This is a genomic window from Mangrovibacter sp. MFB070 (genome assembly GCF_000705335.1).
GTDB lineage: Bacteria > Pseudomonadota > Gammaproteobacteria > Enterobacterales > Enterobacteriaceae > Mangrovibacter > Mangrovibacter plantisponsor.
The window spans coordinates 46851-68910 of sequence record NZ_JJMI01000033.1 but is presented as its reverse complement, the minus strand read 5'-3'; the positions used below and the strand labels follow the sequence as shown (position 1 = coordinate 68910).

Here is a 22060-nt window from a genome sequence, read left to right as displayed (position 1 = left end):
CGCAAACATTTAGACCAACAAAAACCCAACAACCAACCAGCTAATTTCTCACAAATAATCAACAAAGTGATACACTTTCACATACTGACCGGGAGTGAAGACATCACTGCTTACACCCTTGCCAGCCCGGCTTCATTGCCGACCTCATTCACATTATTCAGTTCACGATGGATTCAGCAGGCAGTTAACCGGCACAACGCAGGTTGCCTGTTGACTGGTGTTATTTTTCAGGAGAATTAGTGTTATGGCTAAACATCCCGCTCCCCCAGGCAAGGGGCTGAGCATTTGGTCTGTCATCTTTGGCCTGGCCGTACTGGCCGTTGGCCTGTTTTTCGCCATTGGCGGCGGAAAACTGGTCTCTTTGGGTGGCAGTACATATTTTTTAATTGCTGGCGTGGTGATGCTGCTGGCCGGTATTCAGTTTATCCGGCGCAAATCCTCCGCCGTTGTACTCTTCGCGCTGGTTTTTATTGGCACACTGATTTGGGCATTGTTGGACGCAGGCTGGCATTTCTGGCCACTGGTGTCACGCCTGATGGTGCCTGCAGGCCTGATGCTGTTTGCCCTGCTAACCTGGCCGGCATTGCGTAAAAGTGAAGGGAAAAAACCTTTGACCATGCCGTCATTGTTCGTATCGGCAGTGATTGCCGTTGGCATGGTAGTGACCTTTGTACAAATGTTCCAGCCGCACCCTACCGTGCCATTTGCCGGTAATGAGTTACCACTGGTACCGGTAAAACCGGGCGAGCAACAAAAAAACTGGGATAACTATGGTAATACGCCAGAAGGTACCCGGTTTGTCGCACTCGACCAAATTAACCGCGATAATGTCAAAAATTTGCACGTAGCCTGGACATTCCACACAGGTGATATTCCGCAAAGCCCAACTGGCAACGGCGCGGAAGACCAGGAAACCCCGTTACAGGTTGGTAATACGCTCTACCTCTGTACACCGCATAATAATGTCATTGCAGTAGAAGCCGACAGCGGCAAACAAATCTGGAAGCGTGAAATTAACGCCCAGGCTCAAGTCTGGAACCGTTGCCGTGGCCTTGCTTACTTCGATGCAACCAAACCACTGATTCAACCGACTCAGCCAGATTCCACCCCAGTTCCGGCCCCGGTCCTGGCTGCAGGTGACAGTTGCCAGCGCCGTATTCTGATGAATACCATCGACGCGCGCCTGATTGCCATCAATGCCGATAACGGCGAATTCTGTAGCGACTTTGGCGACAACGGTATTGTCGACCTGAAAGCAGGCCTGGGCGCAGCTCCGGATCCTCAGTACCAGCTTACATCAGCACCAACGCTGGCTGGCACCACCGTCGTGGTTGGTGGCCGTGTGGCAGATAACGTGCAAACTGATATGCCTGGTGGCGTATTGCGGGGTTTTGATGTTATTACCGGTAAAATGCGCTGGGCGTTTGACCCAGGTAATGTCTCACCTAACACGGTGCTGATGCCAGGAAAAGACTACACCCGCAGCACACCGAACTCATGGGCGCCAATGTCCTATGACCCGGCGATGAACACCGTATTTATCCCCATGGGCAGCTCTTCTGTAGACCTGTGGGGGGCAAACCGTAACGCGCTGGACCACAAATATGGCGCCTCTGTGCTGGCGCTGGATGCCACAACAGGGAAAGAGAAGTGGGTCTGGCAGACAGTGCACAACGACTTGTGGGATTTCGACCTGCCAATGCAACCAAGCCTGGTCGATTTCCCCATGAAAGACGGCACAACCAAACCCGCAGTGGTCATTGGGGCGAAAACCGGCATGATTTGGGTGCTCGACCGCCAGACCGGCAAGCCACTAACTAAAGTGGAAGAGCTGCCAATGCCGCAAGGGAACATTCCTGACGAGCAATACACCCGTACTCAACCGCATTCAACCGAAATGCCTAATATTGGCAACCAGCTACTGAAAGAATCGGATATGTGGGGCGCCACACCATTTGACCAGTTGATGTGCCGTATCAGCTTTAAATCCATGCGCTACGACGGCCTGTTTACTGTGCCAGGGACTGATGTATCTCTGAGTTTCCCAGGTTCACTGGGTGGGATGAACTGGGGCAGTATCTCGTTTGACCCAAATAACCAGTACATGTTTGTTAATGACATGCGCCTGGGCTTATGGGTGCAGATGATCCCGCAGGATAACAGCAAAGCCGCAGCCAGCAAGGGCGGTGAGGCGATAAATACGGGTATGGGCGCCGTTCCGCTTAAAGGAACGCCTTATGGTGTAAACAAAAACCGCTTTATGTCACCACTGGGGATCCCTTGCCAGGCGCCGCCGTTTGGCACACTGTCTGCCATCGATATGAAGACACGTAAAATCGTCTGGCAGGTGCCGGTAGGTACCGTGCAGGATACCGGGCCTTTTGGGATTAAGATGCGTGCCCAGATGCCAGTTGGTATGCCAACCCTTGGTGGTACGCTGGCAACCCAGGGTGGCCTGGTATTTATTGCCGGGACCCAGGATTACTACCTGAGAGCCTTTGACAGCGCCAGTGGTAAAGAAGTATGGAAAGCCCGCCTGCCAGTAGGCAGCCAGGGCGGCCCGATTAGCTATGTATCACCGAAAACGGGCAAGCAGTACATTCTGATTTCGGCAGGTGGCGCACGCCAGTCACCGGACCGCGGTGACTATGTGATTGCTTACTCGCTGCCTTAACTTACCCCCGAAAACCGGCTCAGGCCGGTGGTATTCGTGCCCTGTGTGATGGCAATTCAGGGCACGAATAAAATGCCAAAGCAGATTTGAGAGTCCACTCCATACATGCAAAACGGCAGTCCATTGCATGTGGTCTGTTCAAACAAAAAGCCCCGGCAACAGATGTTGCCGGGGCTTTTATTCTTTATACAAACTGACCGAATTACCCTGGTGTGGCGCCGGTCATATTGTACTAGCTGTTATCAGGCAGCTTTTTTTACCAGCTCATTTTCAGGGCGTTTGATAGCAGCATAAACCAGGCCAGTCAGCAGCGTACCGGCGACAATTGCCATCAGGTAGCCCAGTACCGGTGTAATTGCACCTGGAATCAGCAGTACGAACAAACCACCATGCGGAGCCATCAGTTGTGCACCAATCGCCATGGAGATAGCGCCAGTCAGCGCACCACCTGCGATACAGCAAGGGATGACACGGATGGGGTCACGAGCTGCAAACGGGATAGCACCTTCACTGATAAAGCACAGGCCAAGTACCAGCGCAGCTTTACCACCTTCCTGCTGCGCTTTATCGAACTTATTGCGCGCAACCAGAGTAGCCAGGCCCATCGCCAGCGGTGGAACCATGCCCGCAGCCATAATTGCCGCCATTGGGCCATAGGTTTGGGTACTGAGCAGACCCACACCGAATGCATAAGCCGCTTTGTTAACCGGCCCACCCATATCGGTACACATCATGCCGCCCAAAATGGCGCCCAACAGAATTGCGTTGGCGGTGCCCATGGTTTTCAGCCAGTGAGTCAAACCATCCAGCAGATGAGCGACCGGAGTACCGATGATGTAAATCATCGCCAGGCCAACAATCAGGCTGGAAAACAGCGGAATGATCAGAATTGGCTTCAGGGCTTCCATGCTCGGTGGCAGTTTCACTTTCGTGCTGATTGCTTTTGCCACATAACCTGCCAGGAAGCCTGCGATGATCCCGCCAATAAAGCCAGAACCACCACTGACAGCCAGCATACCGCCGATAAGACCAGGAGTCAGACCCGGGCGGTCAGCAATAGAGAACGCGATGTACCCGGCCAGTACCGGCACCATCAACGCGAAGGCCGAACCACCACCAATTTTCATCAGTGCCGCGGCTAAAGTGCCTTCTTCTTTAAATGCCTGGATACCAAACACAAAGGACAGAGCGATGAGCAACCCACCAGCCACCACCATCGGCAGCATGTAAGATACACCAGTCAGCAGGTGGCGGTATGGCCCACCAGACTCTTTCTTCGACCCGGTATCTGCTGCAGCCTGAGAACCAGAAGGCTGGTAAGGCTTAGCTTCATTAACCGCTTTATCCAGTTCTGATGCTGTTTTCTTCAACGCAAGCCCGGTGGATGTCCGGTACATCGGTTTGCCAGCGAACTTCGCCAGGTCCACTTCGATATCGGCAGCGACAATCACCAGGTCAGCCTGAGCCACTTCTTCTGGTGTAATAGCATTACCGGCGCCAACGGAGCCACGGGTTTCAACTTTAACCCACCAGCCACGTTTTTTCGCTTCAGTTTCAATGGCTTCAGCCGCCATAAAAGTGTGTGCCACGCCAGTTGGGCAGGCAGTTACCGCCACAACGCGCTTAACACCACCGGCTGCCGGTGCTGCCACAGCCACTGCTGGCGCTGTGTAAACCACGGCTTTTTCCTTTGCTTCGCTCAGGAATAACTCAGGATGCTGTACTGCACGGTCAATGTTGCCTAAAAAGACTTTCTTGCCGTTCAGCGCTGTGTCGGGCTTAACCTCGGTACCAACTACAACAGCCATTTCCGCATCATTGGGATTATCAATAATCTCCAAATTTGCTTTCTTAGCTGCGGCAGCCACCAGGGTCTTCGCAAGGTAGCAACGGGCCTGGCCTAAGCCTGGGTCGATAATCAGCAGCGTTTTCATTATGTGCCTCTCCTGCTGTTAATTTACGGGTTTAAGGTCGACTCGCGCCATCATCGCGGCCAACTGGGTACGATCGGTAATACCCACATTACTCTGTCTTACAGCCAGTGCAGCCACCGCTGTCGCCAGGCGTAATGTGTGTTCACTGGACTCACGCATCAGCAGGCCATAAATCAACCCACCAACCATTGAATCCCCCGCGCCAACTGTGCTGACAACTTCACAGGCAGGCGGTTTGGCGATCCATTCGCCAGATGCATTGACCCACAAAGCGCCTTCAGCGCCCAGAGAAATCACCACATGAGCGATACCCTGTTCACGCAACGCATGTGCAGCTTCAATCACATCCTGAAGGGTGGGTAACGAACGACCCGCCCAAATTTCCAGCTCACGGCGGTTAGGTTTAACCAACCAGGGAGCCGCTTTCAGCCCGGCATTTAATGCTTCGCGGCTACTGTCGAAAATAATGCACGGGCATTCACTGCGCAGGCGGGTCATCCAGTCCGTAAAGGCTTCCGGGCTGACACCTGCTGGCAGGCTGCCACTGACACACACCATATCGAACTGGCCAAGCCAGCTCAGAGAGTCGCTGACAAAGCGTTCCCAGTCTGCCGGCGTCACGTCAAAGCCGGAAAAGTTTAAGTCGGTAACTTCGCCGTCTTTTTCTGTCAGCTTCACGTTAATGCGTGTACGGCCATTTACTACCTGAAAACGGTTAGCAATACCGAGCTCACTGAATAACTGTTGAAATCCATCCTGGTTTTCTTTGCCGAGGAATCCCCCGACAGTCACGTCGATCCCGAGGTCTTTGAGCACTTTCGCGACGTTGATGCCTTTACCCGCAGCGTGCAAACCAGTCGTACGCACGAGGTTAACTTCGCCGCGCTCGATATCTGCGCAGTAACCTACCAGGTCATAAGCCGGGTTGAGAGTAATAGTGGCGACACGTCTGCTCATGCTGCGCCCTCCCCAAGACCTGCGGCAATGGCTTCACCAATAGCTGCCAGTGCCTGTTCTGCGTCATCACCCTGAGCGGTGAAACGCAGGCGATGCCCTTGTTTAACGCCCAACGCAACCACTTTCATCAGGCTACGGCCATTGGCAGGTTTTCCGGAACCATCAAGGTTGGTGACGGTAATATCACTGGTAAATTGTTTGATGGTGTTTACCAGCACGGTTCCCGGACGGGCATGCAGTCCATGCTCGTTACGGACCACAAACTCAGCATTGAGTACATCTTCTGGTAATGGCGCATCGCTGGTCAGCACGGCCAGCAAGGTTGGCGCATCGGCTTTAACCAGGCGGTCTGCTTTCTGGCTGATAAGCAGGTCGCTCAGGCGGTTCAGCACTTGCAATGACTGGTCATCGGCAACAGCGACTGTCAGCAATAAACCAACAGGCTGGCCATTTTCTTCAATGCTCTGCGCCGGGCGCGCTACAGCAACTGCGCTTGCAAGGTTGCCATCTGTGCTGTCGTTCAGCCAAATGCCCTGCCCTAAATAGAGTGGTTTGCCCGCAACAGCCTGAGCAACAAAGCTGGCATCTGCGGCACCAGCGGCTTTCAGGCGGCCTGCATTCAAAGCCTGCAGAGTCACCAGATCGGGTGCATTCACATCCAGCGACAGAGTGTCGTTATCCAGTTTCAAGTCTGCGGCCTGGGTTTCACCCATCAAAATCGCCCGCAACGCTTCGGCGGTTTTGGCATTCTTGAGCTGTTCAGCAACGCTGTCGTCGCTCAGCACATGAGTCAGTTGGCGTAGCAGGCCGAGGTGTTCATCGGAACTGGCAGCAATACCAATTGCCACATACGCAACCTGGTCCTCTCCCCAACGAATCCCTTCCGGAAACTGAAAAACCTGAACACCGGTTTTCAGTACCTGATCACGGGTATCCGTTGTCCCGTGAGGAATAGCGATACCGTTGCCTAAGAACGTGGACGTTTGTTGTTCACGCGCCAGCATACCGTTGAGGTAGCCATCAGCAACATTACCAGCCTGAACCAGTGCTCCAGCCACAAGGCGAATTGCCTCTTCTTTATTTGTGGCTGCCGCACCGGGGTGAATATCGTGGACAGATAGTTGAAACATGAATAATTTCTCCCGCCGAAAGTGAATCGTTTCAGCTATAACTAAAAGAATCGCGCTGCAGGATTTGAATTAAGTCCAAAGTTCAGCGCTGAAACGTTTCAAGGAGTCTGATACTACTGAACGCCTTAAGCAAGTTTTCGGCAAAATCTGATGATTAAAATTAGAGGTTCCGCACATTTCAGCAATTAACATCAGGAAGTTGCTGAACACATCACAATTTTTCCTCAATCGTTCAGCTCAGGCTTCAGCAATGGCTCTCCAGGAACGCCAGTTACTGTTTTTTCCCCGGCGTAACATGCTGGTTTTATGTTATTTGTGGCATTGGCTGTGCCGTGGCTGTCTATTTTTGCAAAAGGCGCGTAAACTCCGCGGGTTTCTTCTCTTCCACCACCAGTGATACCCATGTACAACCAACCCGCAACCACACCGCGTCGCACGTTTGATTTCACTAACAGCGCGTTTTTGATTGTCGCGTTCCTCACGGGCATTGCCGGTGCGCTGCAAACGCCCACCCTGAGCCTGTTTTTAACCAACGAAGTGCACGCCCGCCCGGCGATGGTGGGGTTCTTTTTCACTGGCAGCGCGGTCATTGGTATTCTGGTAAGCCAGTTTCTGGCTGGCCGTTCAGACAGGCGTGGTGACAGGAAGAATTTGATTATTTTCTGTTGTGCGCTGGGGGTACTGGCGTGCCTGTTATTTGCCTGGAACCGGAATTATTTTATTCTGCTGTTTGTGGGGGTATTTCTGAGCAGCTTCGGCTCAACGGCCAACCCGCAAATGTTCGCCCTCGCTCGCGAGCATGCAGATAAAACAGGCCGGGAAGCCGTGATGTTCAGTTCAGTACTGCGTGCTCAGGTTTCACTGGCCTGGGTAATTGGCCCCCCTATCGCTTACGCTTTGTCTGTTGGGCTCGGGTTTGATGTCATGTACCTGTGTGCCGCCGTGGCCTTTGTGGTGTGCGGGCTGATGGTATGGGGCTTTTTACCCTCAATGCAAAAGCAGGCTCCTCACCATGCTGCCAGTGCTCCGCTGCAGGCACCGCGGCGTAACCGGCGAGACACCCTGCTGTTGTTTATTGCCTGCACGTTAATGTGGGGCACAAACAGCCTGTATATCATCAATATGCCGCTGTTTATTGTAGACGAGTTACATCTGCCGGAGAAGCTGGCCGGGTTTATGATGGGTACTGCGGCAGCGCTGGAAATCCCCACTATGTTGATTGCCGGTTACTATGCCAGGCGCCTGGGCAAGCGGTTTTTAATGCGTATTGCTGCTGTTGCCGGGCTGGCGTTTTATGCCAGTACGCTGGTAGTCACGCATCCCTGGGCCTTACTGGCGCTTCAGTTACTCAATGCTATTTATATTGGGATCCTCGCGGGTATAGGCATGATCTACTTTCAGGATCTGATGCCCGGCCAGGCAGGAGCCGCCACTACGCTGTACACCAATACTACACGCGTCGGCTGGATAATTTCAGGCTCTTTTGCGGGGATAATTGCTGAGATTTGGAGCTACCACGCGGGTTTCTGGCTGGCACTGGCAATGTGTATTGCCACCTGTTTTTGCCTCGCGCGAATCAAAGATGTTTAGCCGGTCTGTAAAGCTGAGTGCGCTTTACAGTACCGGCCTGTACCACATTGATTAACCGCCAGTGTGCTTTTTACTGCGGTTCCAGCTGGCAATATTTTTCAGGGGTTGCTTAATATACGGGCTCATTTCGATAAGCCTGAATAACAGGTTGTTCACCAGTGTACCGGTCTTATCCATGGGCCGGTCTACGTCCAGGAACAACACTGCCCGCAACTCGTCGGTATCATTACGCACTTCATGCTCATATGAGTCGTCAAAGATGATGACTTTCCCCTCTTCCCAATGAAGTTTCTGGTTATCTACCCGGATCCACAGATTATCTTTGTCCTTTGGCACAATCAGCCCCAGGTGGACACGGACTACTGCCCGGGTTGGGCCTTTATGAGGAACAATGTGGTAGTGCGGTTTTAAAATTGAAAACATTGCCGTGCGCATTTGCGGAATGGCGCGAATAGCCTCGGCTGTACGCGGGCACAGCGCACAATTGTCGTCAATGCGCTTGCCATAGACATACAGGCCAAATGTCTTCCAGTTATCGCCTTTAGAAATGCGCTTCTGGTCGGGCGATATTTGGTGAAATGACGGAATATCGTCAGGTGACTTCAGCAACTGTTCCAGCTCGGAGCGGATGTCAGGCCAGGCAGCTTCCAGTTTATCCACCCAGTCAAATTCACTGTTGTTGATTTGCGGTGTGGTGGGCACCAGCGAGTGGCGTGACTGAAAACATCCATTCCAGCGTAGAAAGCGCTTACCGGCTTTCAGCAACATGCGGCGCCAGAAAGGATAATGCGATGATGAAGACGCAGGCATAAAACTCTCCATTTATTCCATAAAATAACGGTGCCCAGGCCGGTTTATTACCCGGCTTCTTTGCAGGTTCTGGTTTGTTTTTCACCACAAACATGATGAGTGAAGCGGTAATCACGCCGGTTAAGACAGAACCACCAGCCAGACGATAGCCGTCATTACAACGGTAACTAACTGCGCCGCTCCACCTAAATCTTTTGCTCGTTTCGATAATGGATGAATTTCCAGAGAAATACGGTCCACTACCGTTTCAATCGCGGTGTTTATTAATTCAACAGCCAGAGTAATGAAACTGCACATGATTAATAACAATCGTTCTGTTTTTGTAATATCAAGACAGAGTGTAATTATAAGTAACACAATATTAATAACCACAAGCTGCCGGAACGCATCCTCAGTAAAAACGGCATTAACAATACCGGCCCACGAATTATTAATACTGCTGGTCAGGCGACTGAGGCCGGTTTTTTTGGGAATTGGCATGGGTGTTTACTCAGCTAACACGGCAAACAGAGGCGTATAAATATAGTTGCCTCTGGGGATTATTCCCGGCCACTATCCTGTTTGCGGGAGTGGTCCGGATAACAACAACCTAAGGTGTGATGGCCCACTAATACAGGCTGAACATTCTTGTTCAGCACTATATTAGCCTGCCAGACTGGTCTGTTCTGGTTATTCTGCCTGGATTTTTTTCTCATATAACCGGTAACGTTTATAAGGCTCTGCACCAATTCGCTCCAGAATCGTGCGCATACCCGTATTGGTCTCCAGTATCCAGGACATTTCTAATGCATCGATATTTCGCTTAGCAAAAGGGTCACGCAGCGCTTCAATAAGCAACAGGGCAATAATGGGCCCAATGCGGCTAAACTGGTATTCCTGGCGAACGCCCATTAATGGAACACGGGCAGTGCGCACACCACTGACTTTCAGGCGCCATAACAGTTTTGCCCAACCAAAGGGTAATAAGCGCCCGTGCAAACCAGAAATCGCTTCATTGATATTGGGTAACCCCACAATGAAGGCACAAGGCACTGAATCCACTTCAGCAATATGAATCATGTCATCCGGCACCAGATATTTGAGCTGGTCCCCCATGATGTCAAATTCACGCTCGGTGAAGGGAACAAAACCCCAGTTATTCTGCCAGCCAGAGTTGAATATTTCGCGCAGTACCTGCATTTCTTCGGCAAATTTTTTACGGTTGAGTGGGCGCAAAGTAACTTTCTTACGCACCTGGTCCATTAACCGGGTTAACGATGGAGAAAAGAAGAGATCAGTGCGCTTCATCCAGTACGCCAGCAAGTCAATGCCCTGAGTATATCCAAGGCGCTCCAGGTGGCTGGCATAATAAGGTTTACCGTGAGGCATTAATGCCGATGGCGGGGTATCAAAACCGTCAATCAGTAAGCCACTTTCCTGATTAATATTCAGGCTGAATGGGCCAGTGATATTATGCGCGCCTTGTGACTTCAGCCATGTTTCAGCAGCAGCGAAAAGTGCATCAAAAACTTCCGGGTCATCGATAGCGTCAATCATACCGAAATGACCGGTATCGGGCCCATATAACTCGCGGTGCAGGGTATCTGTTTGTGCTGTAATGCGCCCTACAACGGTTCCCCCTTTTTTAGCAATCCATGCCTGCCACGTTATATGGTCTGTGCCAGGATTTTTCTTTGAAAGATGTTCTTCACGCTCAACAGTTAAAGGATCGATCCAATGAGGATCATCGCTAAAGAGGGAGGAGGGAAACTGTATAAATGCTTTCAGAGCATGCTTGTCCTGAACCTTTTCAACTTGAATCATAAACAACCTTAGCTTTCAGAATCTACTCAAAAAATCACTCTCAAAATGCCTGTATGTGAGCTAATTATGGCAATTAACTGAAGTCATTACAGTCAACAAATAACCGCATTCTGGTACGGTATTTGTTATCACCAAATAGCAGCAGCCATAACAAACCGGCAGTTTGGTCGTGAACGCGCTATGCAGCAAAAGAAAGGCAATACCCTGGCGAAAATGCCACTGCAGAAGATAAGATTATTTATGATATAAATCAATATCTTAACCAAAAAACCACTTCACTACTGAAGTGATAAAATACTAACAAAAACAACTTGTTAATGTCAGATTCACCCACTTCCATTCACGCTGGTATTATCGGGTGCGATTAATCCCAGGCAGTAATTATCTGCTATATCCAGGCAATCCGAACCATATTTTCATAAAATCCGCCCTGCCCGCTAAACAAATAATGCCATTATTTTAATTTATGGCACTTATTGCGAAAAAATATTTTTCCATTTTGGCAAGATTTATCCAAAAACTGCTTTTTTTAGCAGTTAATGCTTTCGGATTCTTCAGAAATAAGATGAGTCATTCACTTTTATAAAACTTGAGGCATAATGTTTACGGTATGTTAAGTACGAAGGCAATATGCCTGATGGCAGACTCACGGAATCAGCCTTCATTTTCTCCAGACTGGTAAATGTCTGCTTCATCATCGATGAACTTCTATTGCTGGTTGCAGGGCCGCAATCACTCGAGCCTGGTGATTATAAATTACGTGCGCAACATACGTACTCAATCAAGTCAGCTGTAAATTCAACCTTCAGTTAATTCTGGTATGGCGATATTTTGCGGCTGAAGATGCTATTTGTGGAATGAAAATGGTTGAATAAAAAATTTTCAAAAAGTTTTCATAGTAATAATTTCAACTCCTTCACCAGCTGCTGTTATTGGTGATTTTGAATCTATGGCCAATTTGTCTATGTCTGAAACAAGCTCTATTCATTCACTTCCAATGCGATATGCGGATTTTCCATCTCTCGTTGAGGCGCTGGATTACGCGGCTCAGGGAGAAACCGGAATGAACTTCTACGACCGCAGGAACCAACTTGTGGCAGTGCTGGAGTACCGTACTCTGAAAGAGCGTGCAATGCTGGGGGCCCGCCGCCTGCTGTCACTCAACCTGAAAAAAGGGGACCGTGTCGCACTGATTGCTGAAACCAGCACAGGCTTTGTTGAGGCGTTTTTCGCCTGCCAGTATGCCGGTTTAATCGCCGTGCCTTTGGCTATTCCGATGGGCGTAGGGCAGCGCGATTCATACATTGCCAAACTGCAGGGTTTGATTCATAGCTGCAACCCTGCCGCAATCATCAGCGGTGAGGAGTGGATTCCACTGATTAGCTCAGTCACTGCCAATGCGCAGCAACTGCATATTCTCAGTGATGACGATTTCCGTGCGCTCCCGGCGCAAGACATGGAACTGCACCTCCCTGCCCCGGATGATATTGCCTACTTGCAATATACCTCGGGCAGTACGCGCTTTCCTCGTGGAGTGATTATTACTCACCGTGCAGCGATGTCTAACCTGCACGCTATCAGCCACGATGGCATCAAATTACGCGCCGGTGACCGCTGTGTCTCATGGCTGCCTTTCTACCACGATATGGGCCTGGTCGGTTTTATGCTGACGCCGGTCGCCACCCAGTTGTCCGTGGACTATTTGCGCACCCAGGATTTCGCCATGCGCCCGCTACAGTGGTTAAAACTCATCAGTAAAAACCACGGTACGGTCTCTGTTGCGCCGCCATTTGGTTATGATTTATCGCTGCGCCGGGCCAGTGAAAAAGAACTGGCTGAACTGGATCTCTCCAGCTGGCGTGTAGCCGGTGTAGGAGCCGAGCCCATCCCGGCCGAACTGCTGAGCCAGTTTGGTGAACACTTCAGCCAGGTTAACTTTGATAAAAACGCATTTATGCCTTGCTATGGCCTTGCTGAAAACACCCTTGCGGTAAGCTTTTCTGAGGCAAATAGCGGTTCACAGGTGAACGAAGTTGACCGTGATATCCTTGAATATGAAGGCAAAGCTGTTGCACCGGGGAAAAATACCCGCGCGGTATCCACTTTTGTCAATTGCGGCAAGGCACTTCCCGGCCACCATATTGAGATTCGCAATGAACTGGGCGCGGTGCTGCCAGACCGCCAGGTTGGGCAAATCTATATCTCCGGCCCAAGCCTGATGAACGGTTATTTCCGTGATGCCGCTTCACAAGAAGAGATTCAGTCTACCGGCTGGATGGACACTGGCGATTTGGGCTACCTGCTTAATGGCTACCTGTATGTCACCGGGCGTAAGAAAGACCTGATTATCATTCGTGGCCGTAATATCTGGCCGCAGGATATTGAATACGTTGCAGAATCCGAACCAGAGATCCGTTCAGGTGATTCTATTGCTTTCGTTAATGAAGAGCATGATGAAGGCGCGAAAATTATTCTTCAGGTGCAATGCCGTGTAACCTCAGAAGAACGCCGCGAACAGATAGTGCATTCTTTAACAGCACGCATTCAGAGTGAATTCGGTGTCGCAGTGGATATCGTCCTGCTGCCGCCACACAGTATTCCCAGAACATCTTCCGGGAAGCCTGCCCGTGCGGAAGCCAAGAAACGCTATCTGACAGAGGCTATTGGCGCACCGCTGAAGTTAGCGGGTTTTGCTCAATGAGCCACACCGTTGCGGTGACGGGTGCGACCGGTTTTATTGGTCGCCACATCACCCAAAATTTGCTGGCGCAAGGGTTTACCGTGCGGGCCCTTACCCGGACCGCGGGTAAACCGCCAGCAGCCAACTTAAGCTGGGTGCACGGTGACCTGGATAACCGCGATTCACTTGCGGAATTACTCAATGGTGCAGATTACGTTGTTCACTGTGCGGGCCTGGTTCGCGGGCATAAAGAAGAGACGTTTACACATTGCAATGTGACGGGCAGCCTGCGTCTGATGCAGTTGGCCCGGCAAACAGGCAGATGTAAGCGCTTTTTATTTTTATCCTCGCTTGCTGCCCGTCACCCTGAGTTGTCCTGGTATGCGAATTCAAAATACGTTGCCGAGCAACGTTTAATCGCAATGGCCGCCGCACATATGTCGCTGGGCATTTTTCGCCCGACTGCGGTCTACGGGCCGGGTGATAAAGAACTTAATGCACTGTTTAGTTGGTTATTACGTGGGTTACTTCCCCGCTTAGGGGGAGAAGACTCAACGCTGTCTTTCCTTCATGTTAGTGATTTAGCGCAGGCTGTGAGCCAGTGGTTACTGGCGGAAAAACCGCAGTCGAATTGTTATGAGTTGTGTGACGGGTTTGCCGGGGGCTACACCTGGCAGAACTTACAAGAAATTGGAGCCCGGGTGCGCCATGGCCGTGTGCGCCTGGTTGCAATCCCTTTCCCCCTGCTGAAACGCCTGGCAGATATCAGCATCTTCGCCAACCGCCTTGCCCGGAAAGAGCCGATGCTGACACACAGCAAACTACGCGAACTAACACATCCAAACTGGTCAGCAAGCAATGAACGCTTATCTGGCGATATTAACTGGTTTCCTGAGATCAGCTTGGAATACGCACTGCGTGAAGGGTTATTTTAATTTTATCGAGTAGAGGTATGCCAAGATTTCTATGGTGAATCGCGATGCTGTTATGGAGTACATCCTTTCCTGCTTAAGAGAAACGCTGGAAAACGGACCTGAAGTTAAACCGGATAGCGACCTGGTCAATGATCTTGGTCTGGAATCCATTCGCGTGCTGGATCTGTTAATGAAACTGGAAGATGAATTTGATATTTCTATTCCTATCAACATCTTATTAGACGTCAGGACACCAGAACAGTTACTGAATGCACTGATCCCTCATCTGGAGAAAGCTCATGGGACTTTATGATAAGTTTGCACGCCTTGCTAACGACCGCGAGCAATTCCAGACTTCAGGGCTGAACCCGTTCGGGACCTGTATCGATGAAGTGTACTCAGCAACTCAGGGCCGTATTGGCAATCAAAAAATTGTTCTGGCAGGTACTAATAATTACCTTGGGCTGACATTTGACCAGCAAGCCATTGCCGAAGGCCAGGCTGCGTTAGCTGCGCAAGGCACGGGTACCACCGGGTCCCGGATGGCAAACGGGAGTTATGGCCCGCATCTCACCCTGGAACATGAACTGGCAGAATTTTTTGACCGCCCTACAGCTATCGTGTTTTCAACCGGTTATACCGCCAACCTGGGTGTTATCAGTACGCTTGCCGGCCCGGGTTCTGTCGTATTAATCGATGCCGACAGCCACGCCAGCATTTATGATGCCTGTGCGTTGGGTGGTGCCGAAATCATTCGTTTTCGCCACAACGATGCCAAAGACCTGGAACGCCGCATGGTTCGCCTGGGTGACAGAGCCAAAGAGGCATTGATTATTGTTGAAGGCATTTACAGCATGCTGGGTGATGTCGCACCGCTGGCGGAAATCGCAGATATTAAACGCCGTTATGGTGGTTATCTGCTGGTTGACGAAGCGCACTCTTTCGGTGTGATGGGTGCAACTGGCCGCGGTCTGGCTGAAGAGCTGGGTGTTGAAAAAGACGTGGATATCATCATGGGGACGTTCAGCAAAAGCCTGGCTTCCATTGGTGGTTTTGCCGTTGGTAATAAAGATATGGACGTTTTGCGCTACAGCAGCCGCCCTTATATTTTTACCGCATCGCCTTCGCCATCCAGCATCGCCTCGGTTCGCGCTTCATTGAAACGCATTGCAGAGCACCCGGAACTGCGTGAAAAATTGTGGAGCAATGCCCATCGCCTGTATAACGGGCTGGCTAAACTGGGTTATGAGTTGGGGCCGCGCATCAGCCCTGTAGTACCGGTTATGATCGGCTCAAAAGAAACCGGCCTGCAACTCTGGCGTGACCTGATTACCCATGGTGTTTATGTCAACCTGGTTCTGCCCCCGGCAGCTCCGGCAGGTATTACATTGTTGCGTTGTAGTGTTAATGCTGCTCACAGTGATGCAGAAATCGATACAATTATTCAGGCCTTTGCTGAACTGAAAAAATAACTTTCATTACGTTAAAATAAATGCTGCCATGGGGTGATAAAACCGGGCAGCATTTATTTTGTTGCAGCCAAACACTCGCCAACAGTTCATCAATGTGAAGTAAGGCTGAATATAAAAATCTGTATTAATGCCTTGTTCCACCACCTGCACATTTATTTAATTTTTCCACTACTCCGTACTGCGCTGAGCAAGACACTGAACAGCACCAGCTCTCCATGCCGAAAATATATCGGCACGGAAGCTGTTATTTTCATATACAAAGAAAATGAATGCAGTATTAGCGGGTGGCTACCGGCTCAATATTTTCTGAGTGCGAGTAACCGTGGCTTTGCATAAATTGTGCAATGGCAGCTTCAGCCGCAGCAATCACTTCATCTATCGGTTTATTGGCATCAATATCCACGATATCTGCCCCGGAAAAAGTAAGTTGCGGTGTAATAGCAATTTTTTTCGCCAGTGATTCTCTGCGGTGATCTGGTTTACGGGCACAGGCCACATCCAAATCCACATTAAGCTTTATCACTAAATCAGGCTTATAACTCGCCATCCAGTGAAATGCGTTACTTTCTTTACCCGCCAGCCATTTAACAAAACGGCTTCCTTTGGTTTCCTCCGGAAATGATGTGCCATCATAGGCTCCCGGAATCTGGTCCTGTGGATAACGGTCGGCAAGGATAATCACCCCCTGGCGGCGGAACGCCAGCATACGCCGAAAACGCCATAACCTGCGTAAAACAAAGGAATAAATCACCAGTGCTGGCAACAAATTCACCTCTGATTTTGCTGATTTGATTTTCTTTGTATTGCTGGCAATAGACTTGCCAAACGCCTTGCCGATAAATGGAAGCTGTGAAACGGCACGCCCTACATTACCTGCCTGCTTTCCCAGGTGAACTTTCACGGCCGGGCCATATTTTTTCACATAGACAATAAGGTGTTCGCTAACCGTAGACTTCCCAGAACCGTCACTGCCTATAATCGCAATGAGCGGAGAATTTGGTTGATTCATAATAATTCACTCTTTCTAGTTACCAGAGAAATGTACCATTTTTCAGGCAAAAAGTCGCTGAGACTTGTTATTTCATCAACATTTAATAAATAGAATGTGTGTCATACAACAAAAAAATGGTAATTAGCACGAATGAATAAGAAAAATAGCATAAAATGTTAATCAACTTTCCACTACTATCCATTAGTTGCGGTTATCCTGACATCCTCTTTTCACTCTGTACAGAATCCAATATAATGTTGCTTTTATTATTGGATCTATTATTGTGAGTCACAAGATAATCCCTGCAGCTCCTCATTCCACTGTGCGCGTAATAGCAATAACTGGCTGTGATGGCTCGGGAAAATCGACTTTGGCTACCAGCCTGGTCAACCATCTTTCACAACAAGAACCCACAGAGTTGCTTTATCTGGGCCAGTCTTCCGGGCGAATAGGTGAGTGGATAAGTAGTTTACCGATTATTGGTGCTTCCTTTGGGCGTTATCTGCTTAAGAAATCAGATACTGTTCACGAAAAACCTTCCACACCACCTGGGAATGCCACTTCACTGGTTATTTTTCTGCTTTCCTGCTGGCGGGCATATAAATTTCGCCGCATGCTGAAAAAAAGCCGCCAGGGAAAACTCCTGGTCACTGACCGTTACCCGCAGGCAGAAGTGGCAGGCTTTCGTTTCGATGGCCCTCAGTTAGCCAAAACCGTTGGCGGGAATCAGTGGGTGCGCTGGTTACGTAACAATGAACAAAAATTGTACCAGTGGATGGCATCTTACCCACCGTTACTGCTGATTCGCCTGGATATTGATGAACAGACTGCCTTCTCGCGCAAACCCGACCACAAGCTTTCCGCTCTGCGCGAAAAAATAGCCGTCATTCCAAACCTGACATTTAATGGTGCCCAAATTCTGGACCTCAATGGTCGCGAACCGGCAAATAAGATACTGGATGAATCCTTACAGGCCATTCAGATTTCACTCACATCGTCAAAGCGGTAATCCTTTAGCCAACATGTTGTGTTGAAACCCATGAAAACAGATAACGAAAACAGCAAAAATACATCACCCATTACCTGTATCTCCGGGCTGGTTGCCGTAGTTGGTAGCGATGGAACAGGGAAATCGACGCTTACTAACGATTTAGTAAAAAATCTTAAAAAACAATTTATTACTGAAAGGCGTTATTTGGGGCTTATTTCCGGGGAAGATGGCGACAAAATAAAACGCCTGCCGGTCATTGGCACCTGGCTTGAACGTCGCCTGGCGGCAAAATCAGACAAAACACAGCGCATGAGCAATAAAGCTCCGGCACTGTGGGCCGCACTGATTATGTATGGTTTTTCTTTGTGGCGCGCTTCTAATCTCAGAAAAGTACAGCGGCTTGCACAAAGTGGAGTGCTGGTGATTAGTGACCGCTACCCACAGGCTGAAATATCCGGTTTCTATTATGACGGGCCGGGCATTGGGCCGGAGCGTGCTAAAGGCTGGTTATTAACCCGCCTGGCAGAACGCGAACGCCGCCTGTATCAACAAATGGCTTTGTTCCGCCCGGAATTAATTATCCGCCTTGATATTGATGCCGATACTGCCTTTTCACGCAAGCCAGACCACAGCTACGAAGAACTGAAAGATAAAATCGCCAACATGGTAAAACTGAATTACAACGGTTCCCGAATAGTTGAGCTGGATGCGCGCGCTCCTTACGATGAAGTACTTGAAAATGCACTCAATGCGATATACCCGGTTATAGAAAAATCCCAACGCCGGGAAGTTAATGCATAACGCTTTGCTAAGCGCTGACACCAGGCCCAGGCAACACCTGAGCGGGTTGTTTTTCCATTTAGCAGCGCAATTAACAGAGTGCAGGCAAATAGCATCTATGAATAAAATTGCCCGGGGTATAACAGAGTATTATCGAAAAGTCTGTATGCCCTGCATCTTACCCGGTAGTGCTGTTACCAGCCACCGATGTAACCAAACCTGTTACAGGCTGTGACCAGATACCCGTTTATCAAGGTATTACGTCTGTCACGCCAGCGGAAAAATCTGCAAGGCGTGCTTATAGTTTGTTAGCGATTACTAACCGGAATTACCGAGCATGGCTGGTTTTTTATTATGAAGCATTGGTTTTCTGATGGCGCATTTCGGGCCATTTTGCGTAACGCCGCTTATCTTGGCTCCGGAAGTGTAGTCAGCGCATTACTTGGTTTACTCGCCCTCTCCTGCGCGGGTAAAGGTATGACGCCGGAGTTGTTCGGTGCGCTGGTTGTTATTCAGGCCTATGCAAAAGCAGTCAGTGACTTTATTAAATTTCAGACCTGGCAATTCGTGGTCCAGTTTGGTACACCTGCGCTGGAAAAGCAGGACACACAACGATTCCGTGACGTTATTGCGTTTTCATTTGGCCTGGATATCGCCAGTGGTCTTGTTGCTGTACTCGGCGGCATGGCCTTATTGCCTTTTCTTTCCCATGCACTAGGGCTTGAAGGAAAAAATTTTTGGCTGGCAATTTTATACTGCACCTTAATTCCTTCAATGACAGCCGCAACCCCTACAGGGATTTTGCGTGTTTTTGACCGCTTTGATCTGATTGCCGTTCAGCAGGCAACAAAACCATTTTTACAAGCCGCCGGTAGTGTTATTTCCTATTATTACAACCTGGGCTTCACTGGTTTTGTCATTACCTGGTATGCCGCTAATTTATTTGGCGGGACATTATTTTGGTGGTTTGCTGCAAGAGAATTGCGCGCCAGAAATATCCATAACGCATTAAAGCCACGGCTTTTCAAAGTTGCACGCAATATAGAAGGCGCCTGGAACTTCGTGTGGACAACCAATTTTGCGCACACTATTTGGGCCGCGCGTAATTCATGCAGCACCGTTTTGGTAGGACTGGTTTTAGGGCCGGCACCTGCTGGTTTGTTCAAAATTGCCATGACATTTTTTGATGCCACGGGAACCCCGGCCAAATTACTGGAGAAAAGTTTCTATCCTGAAATCATGCGCTTAGACCCAAGAACAACCAAGCCATGGTTACTGGGTCTGCGTTCAGCATTACTGGCTGGCGGCATTGGAATCGCGGTAGCACTGCTGGTTATTCTGGTTGGCAAACCGTTAATTTCGCTGGTCTTCGGTTACAAATACCTTGAAGCATATGATTTAATCCAAATAATGCTGGGCGCCATCATTGTTTCAATGGTTGGTTTCCCCCAAGAATCGCTGTTATTTATGGCTGGGAAACAACGGGCGTTTCTGGTCGCACAAACTATTGCTTCGGGTTCATATATTGTTCTGCTGGTTGCCATGTCGCATCTGTTTGGTGTGCAGGGTGCCGCTTTTGCTTATTTTGGTGGGCAATGTCTGGATGTGTTGTTATCACTTGTTCCAACATTAAGTGCTTACCGTAATCGTTATTTACTGGGGTTCAATGTCCCCAGAGAGAGTAATCAATGACGAATAATACGTGGGAAAAATTCCCCGAAGACACCATCGAGTTGTTATTCACAGCAGTAGAAGAGGATGACAACGTTGATGAACACACCAGCCTGCCAGGTGTGATCGATTTGCGATGCCCCCACGAGAATATCTACCAAAACTACGCTCTGTGCCTGCAGTTTTGGCGTGATGGTTTTACTCGTGAAGAGCTGCTGGGTTTGGTAGAGAAATTCATTAAAAACCCTGACTTACCTCAGGCGGTACGGATGCGTTACAAATATATCCGCGCACGCTATAAGCATTTGCGTTTTGCTCAGCGGTTGTACAGCAAGAAACACCAGTCTTTTGGGTTGTTTAACACCACGACAGTAGTGTTGGGCCATTTTCAGGATGCATTTCGCAACGGTAACCAAAAAAACCTGAAATATTACGGCGCTATTTTGCGCATCCTGCTCAGTAAGCCCATCTGGTCCCTGGTCAGCTATGCAATGAGCCACTTTGAGCTGGAAACCGAGAGTGGGTTTATTGCCTACCGGCAGTCACAAATTCGGACTCTGGGTACGCTTATCAATCATCCGCAGCTTACCGGGGAAGAATTCCACGATGTGCGCAAGATTGTCAGCCAGCAGGTTTCTTTTTATGACACCCTGCGTTCAATTAATCCCGGCAACCAACAGGCATATGAGATGTCCAGGTTCCTGGCTGCAATTAACGGCATTATGGGCGACCAGCACGATGTGATGGTGGCAGATAAACTGTCAGGCGGTTCGATGTATGACGAAGCAACAGCGCTGGAACCGGATTTGCGCCTGCGCCTGGAACAGCTTCTGGCCCACTACCCGCAGTGATCCACTGGCCGTAAATTCCCTTTTACGGCCATGCACCTTAGCAAGAACACAATCCGGGCCAGGCAACGGGATGTAATAACTTCAGAATGTTCTTTACAGCCTTTGGGTAAAAAAAACCGGAAAAAATGTTTATTATCAAAATATTGCCGGTTATCAACTTACCAGTAACAAGGAGGCGGATATGACTTTAGGTAAATTTTTGGCAGTGCCATTCCTTCTTTTGCTTCCGGTAATCGCCTTTGCACACAACTTTGTTATTGGCAAACCCGTTACCCCGGTGATGATTAGCGAAAAAGGTGAGCTAATCCTCAAAGATGGTGATTTTACCTGGAAGAAATGGAACACCGCAGAGTTCGCTGGAAAAGTGCGGGTAATACAGTATATTGCTGGCCGCAAATCTGCCAAAAAGAAAAACTCGCTGCTGATTAATGCCGTCAAAGATGCAAATTTTCCTGAAGACCGTTTCCAGCCCACCACTATCGTAAATACTGATGATGCTATCCCGGGTTCCGGTTTTTTCGTCCGTGGCAAAATAGAAAAAAACAAAAAGAACTACCCATGGGCGCAGTTTATTGTCGACAGTGACGGTCTGGCCCGTAAGGCCTGGCAACTGAAAGAAGAGAGTTCCACCATCGTGGTGCTGGATAACCTTGGCCGGGTTCGCTGGGCAAAAGATGGCGCGCTGACGCCAGATGAAGTAACGCATGTGATAACGCTGATACACCAGCTTATTGCGGCAGAAAATCCATGATGCCCGGATCACACCCATTGCTGAAGACCGGTAAACACATTGGTTAATAAAGGATGTAGAT

At 49.5% G+C, this 22060-nt stretch carries 18 protein-coding genes; 11 read left to right on the top strand and 7 right to left on the bottom strand.

From position 1 onward, the window contains the following. Positions 1-244: 244 nt before the first annotated feature. Positions 245-2674: a glucose/quinate/shikimate family membrane-bound PQQ-dependent dehydrogenase gene (locus DT73_RS16240; RefSeq protein WP_036111612.1), complete on the top strand. Its 2430-nt coding sequence runs from the start codon at positions 245-247 to the stop codon at positions 2672-2674. Positions 2675-2916: 242 nt separating this feature from the next. On the opposite strand, the gene fruA is transcribed toward DT73_RS16240, so the two are convergent. The 3 genes from fruA to fruB are packed head-to-tail and all read right to left on the bottom strand — an operon-like array spanning position 2917 to position 6695. Continuing rightward, complete coding sequence (fruA, locus tag DT73_RS16235; RefSeq protein ID WP_036111609.1) at positions 2917-4608, bottom strand: PTS fructose transporter subunit IIBC; 1692 nt, start codon at positions 4606-4608, stop codon at positions 2917-2919. 18 nt (positions 4609-4626) lie between these two features. Continuing rightward, positions 4627-5565, bottom strand: a complete 939-nt coding sequence (gene fruK / locus DT73_RS16230; protein ID WP_036111607.1) for a 1-phosphofructokinase — start codon at positions 5563-5565, stop codon at positions 4627-4629. Then, on the bottom strand, positions 5562-6695 hold the full coding sequence (fruB, locus tag DT73_RS16225; protein WP_036111603.1) for a fused PTS fructose transporter subunit IIA/HPr protein: 1134 nt from the start codon (positions 6693-6695) through the stop codon (positions 5562-5564). The genes fruK and fruB overlap by 4 nt, the downstream gene beginning before the upstream one ends. 402 nt (positions 6696-7097) lie before the next feature. On the opposite strand from fruB, the gene setB reads away from it, so the two are divergent. Further along, positions 7098-8285, top strand: a complete 1188-nt coding sequence (gene setB, locus DT73_RS16215; RefSeq protein ID WP_036111598.1) for a sugar efflux transporter SetB — start codon at positions 7098-7100, stop codon at positions 8283-8285. Positions 8286-8336: 51 nt separating this feature from the next. Here the strand turns inward: setB and DT73_RS16210 are convergent, their stop codons facing one another. The 3 genes from DT73_RS16210 to DT73_RS16200 all read right to left on the bottom strand — a co-directional run bounded on the left by DT73_RS16210 (position 8337) and on the right by DT73_RS16200 (position 10898). After that, complete coding sequence (locus tag DT73_RS16210) at positions 8337-9095, bottom strand: aspartyl/asparaginyl beta-hydroxylase domain-containing protein (RefSeq protein ID WP_036111595.1); 759 nt, start codon at positions 9093-9095, stop codon at positions 8337-8339. 120 nt (positions 9096-9215) lie between these two features. Then, entirely contained in the window at positions 9216-9575 is a 360-nt protein-coding gene (locus DT73_RS16205) for a diacylglycerol kinase (RefSeq protein WP_036111590.1), read from the bottom strand. A 189-nt stretch (positions 9576-9764) separates the two neighbouring features. Then, entirely contained in the window at positions 9765-10898 is a 1134-nt protein-coding gene (locus tag DT73_RS16200; protein ID WP_036111587.1) for a hypothetical protein, read from the bottom strand. A 964-nt stretch (positions 10899-11862) separates the two neighbouring features. On the opposite strand from DT73_RS16200, the gene DT73_RS16195 reads away from it, so the two are divergent. Genes DT73_RS16195 through DT73_RS16180 form a run of 4 tightly spaced genes read left to right on the top strand, consistent with a single transcriptional unit; the run spans position 11863 to position 15964 of the window. Beyond that, positions 11863-13599 carry a fatty acyl-AMP ligase gene (locus DT73_RS16195; RefSeq protein WP_200874797.1) on the top strand — a complete coding sequence of 579 codons (1737 nt, stop codon included), beginning with the start codon at positions 11863-11865 and terminating at the stop codon, positions 13597-13599. Further along, positions 13596-14513 (top strand): NAD(P)-dependent oxidoreductase, encoded by a 918-nt coding sequence (locus DT73_RS16190; protein WP_036111582.1) that lies wholly within the window; start codon positions 13596-13598, stop codon positions 14511-14513. Before DT73_RS16195 ends, DT73_RS16190 begins: the two co-directional genes overlap by 4 nt. A 31-nt stretch (positions 14514-14544) precedes the next feature. Further along, entirely contained in the window at positions 14545-14805 is a 261-nt protein-coding gene (locus tag DT73_RS16185; RefSeq protein WP_036111580.1) for an acyl carrier protein, read from the top strand. Continuing rightward, on the top strand, positions 14792-15964 hold the full coding sequence (locus DT73_RS16180; RefSeq protein ID WP_036111578.1) for a pyridoxal phosphate-dependent aminotransferase family protein: 1173 nt from the start codon (positions 14792-14794) through the stop codon (positions 15962-15964). Before DT73_RS16185 ends, DT73_RS16180 begins: the two co-directional genes overlap by 14 nt. A 277-nt stretch (positions 15965-16241) precedes the next feature. Here the strand turns inward: DT73_RS16180 and DT73_RS16175 are convergent, their stop codons facing one another. Next, positions 16242-16973 carry a dTMP kinase gene (locus DT73_RS16175; protein ID WP_036111576.1) on the bottom strand — a complete coding sequence of 244 codons (732 nt, stop codon included), beginning with the start codon at positions 16971-16973 and terminating at the stop codon, positions 16242-16244. Positions 16974-17277: 304 nt separating this feature from the next. Between DT73_RS16175 and DT73_RS16170 the strand changes: the two genes are divergently transcribed. The 5 genes from DT73_RS16170 to DT73_RS16150 all read left to right on the top strand — a co-directional run bounded on the left by DT73_RS16170 (position 17278) and on the right by DT73_RS16150 (position 21999). Next, positions 17278-17964, top strand: coding sequence for a dTMP kinase (locus DT73_RS16170; RefSeq protein ID WP_152552537.1), 687 nt, complete (start codon positions 17278-17280; stop codon positions 17962-17964). Between the two features lie 30 nt (positions 17965-17994). After that, positions 17995-18747 (top strand): hypothetical protein, encoded by a 753-nt coding sequence (locus tag DT73_RS16165; RefSeq protein ID WP_036111571.1) that lies wholly within the window; start codon positions 17995-17997, stop codon positions 18745-18747. Positions 18748-19080: 333 nt separating this feature from the next. Then, positions 19081-20418: a lipopolysaccharide biosynthesis protein gene (locus DT73_RS16160; RefSeq protein ID WP_036111568.1), complete on the top strand. Its 1338-nt coding sequence runs from the start codon at positions 19081-19083 to the stop codon at positions 20416-20418. After that, on the top strand, positions 20415-21248 hold the full coding sequence (locus tag DT73_RS16155) for a hypothetical protein (RefSeq protein ID WP_036111565.1): 834 nt from the start codon (positions 20415-20417) through the stop codon (positions 21246-21248). The genes DT73_RS16160 and DT73_RS16155 overlap by 4 nt, the downstream gene beginning before the upstream one ends. Positions 21249-21429: 181 nt before the next feature. After that, positions 21430-21999, top strand: a complete 570-nt coding sequence (locus DT73_RS16150; RefSeq protein ID WP_036111562.1) for a YtfJ family protein — start codon at positions 21430-21432, stop codon at positions 21997-21999. Positions 22000-22060 lie beyond the last annotated feature (61 nt).

Bases quoted from the DNA above. Each gene is read 5' to 3' on its own strand.
- DT73_RS16240 (WP_036111612.1), top strand. From the start codon at position 245: ATGGCTAAACATCCCGCTCCCCCAGGCAAGGGGCTGAGCATTTGGTCT.
- fruA (WP_036111609.1), bottom strand. From the start codon at position 4,608: ATGAAAACGCTGCTGATTATCGACCCAGGCTTAGGCCAGGCCCGTTGC.
- fruK (WP_036111607.1), bottom strand. From the start codon at position 5,565: ATGAGCAGACGTGTCGCCACTATTACTCTCAACCCGGCTTATGACCTG.
- fruB (WP_036111603.1), bottom strand. From the start codon at position 6,695: ATGTTTCAACTATCTGTCCACGATATTCACCCCGGTGCGGCAGCCACA.
- setB (WP_036111598.1), top strand. From the start codon at position 7,098: ATGTACAACCAACCCGCAACCACACCGCGTCGCACGTTTGATTTCACT.
- DT73_RS16210 (WP_036111595.1), bottom strand. From the start codon at position 9,095: ATGCCTGCGTCTTCATCATCGCATTATCCTTTCTGGCGCCGCATGTTG.
- DT73_RS16205 (WP_036111590.1), bottom strand. From the start codon at position 9,575: ATGCCAATTCCCAAAAAAACCGGCCTCAGTCGCCTGACCAGCAGTATT.
- DT73_RS16200 (WP_036111587.1), bottom strand. From the start codon at position 10,898: ATGATTCAAGTTGAAAAGGTTCAGGACAAGCATGCTCTGAAAGCATTT.
- DT73_RS16195 (WP_200874797.1), top strand. From the start codon at position 11,863: ATGTCTGAAACAAGCTCTATTCATTCACTTCCAATGCGATATGCGGAT.
- DT73_RS16190 (WP_036111582.1), top strand. From the start codon at position 13,596: ATGAGCCACACCGTTGCGGTGACGGGTGCGACCGGTTTTATTGGTCGC.
- DT73_RS16185 (WP_036111580.1), top strand. From the start codon at position 14,545: ATGGTGAATCGCGATGCTGTTATGGAGTACATCCTTTCCTGCTTAAGA.
- DT73_RS16180 (WP_036111578.1), top strand. From the start codon at position 14,792: ATGGGACTTTATGATAAGTTTGCACGCCTTGCTAACGACCGCGAGCAA.
- DT73_RS16175 (WP_036111576.1), bottom strand. From the start codon at position 16,973: ATGAATCAACCAAATTCTCCGCTCATTGCGATTATAGGCAGTGACGGT.
- DT73_RS16165 (WP_036111571.1), top strand. From the start codon at position 17,995: ATGAAAACAGATAACGAAAACAGCAAAAATACATCACCCATTACCTGT.
- DT73_RS16160 (WP_036111568.1), top strand. From the start codon at position 19,081: ATGAAGCATTGGTTTTCTGATGGCGCATTTCGGGCCATTTTGCGTAAC.
- DT73_RS16155 (WP_036111565.1), top strand. From the start codon at position 20,415: ATGACGAATAATACGTGGGAAAAATTCCCCGAAGACACCATCGAGTTG.
- DT73_RS16150 (WP_036111562.1), top strand. From the start codon at position 21,430: ATGACTTTAGGTAAATTTTTGGCAGTGCCATTCCTTCTTTTGCTTCCG.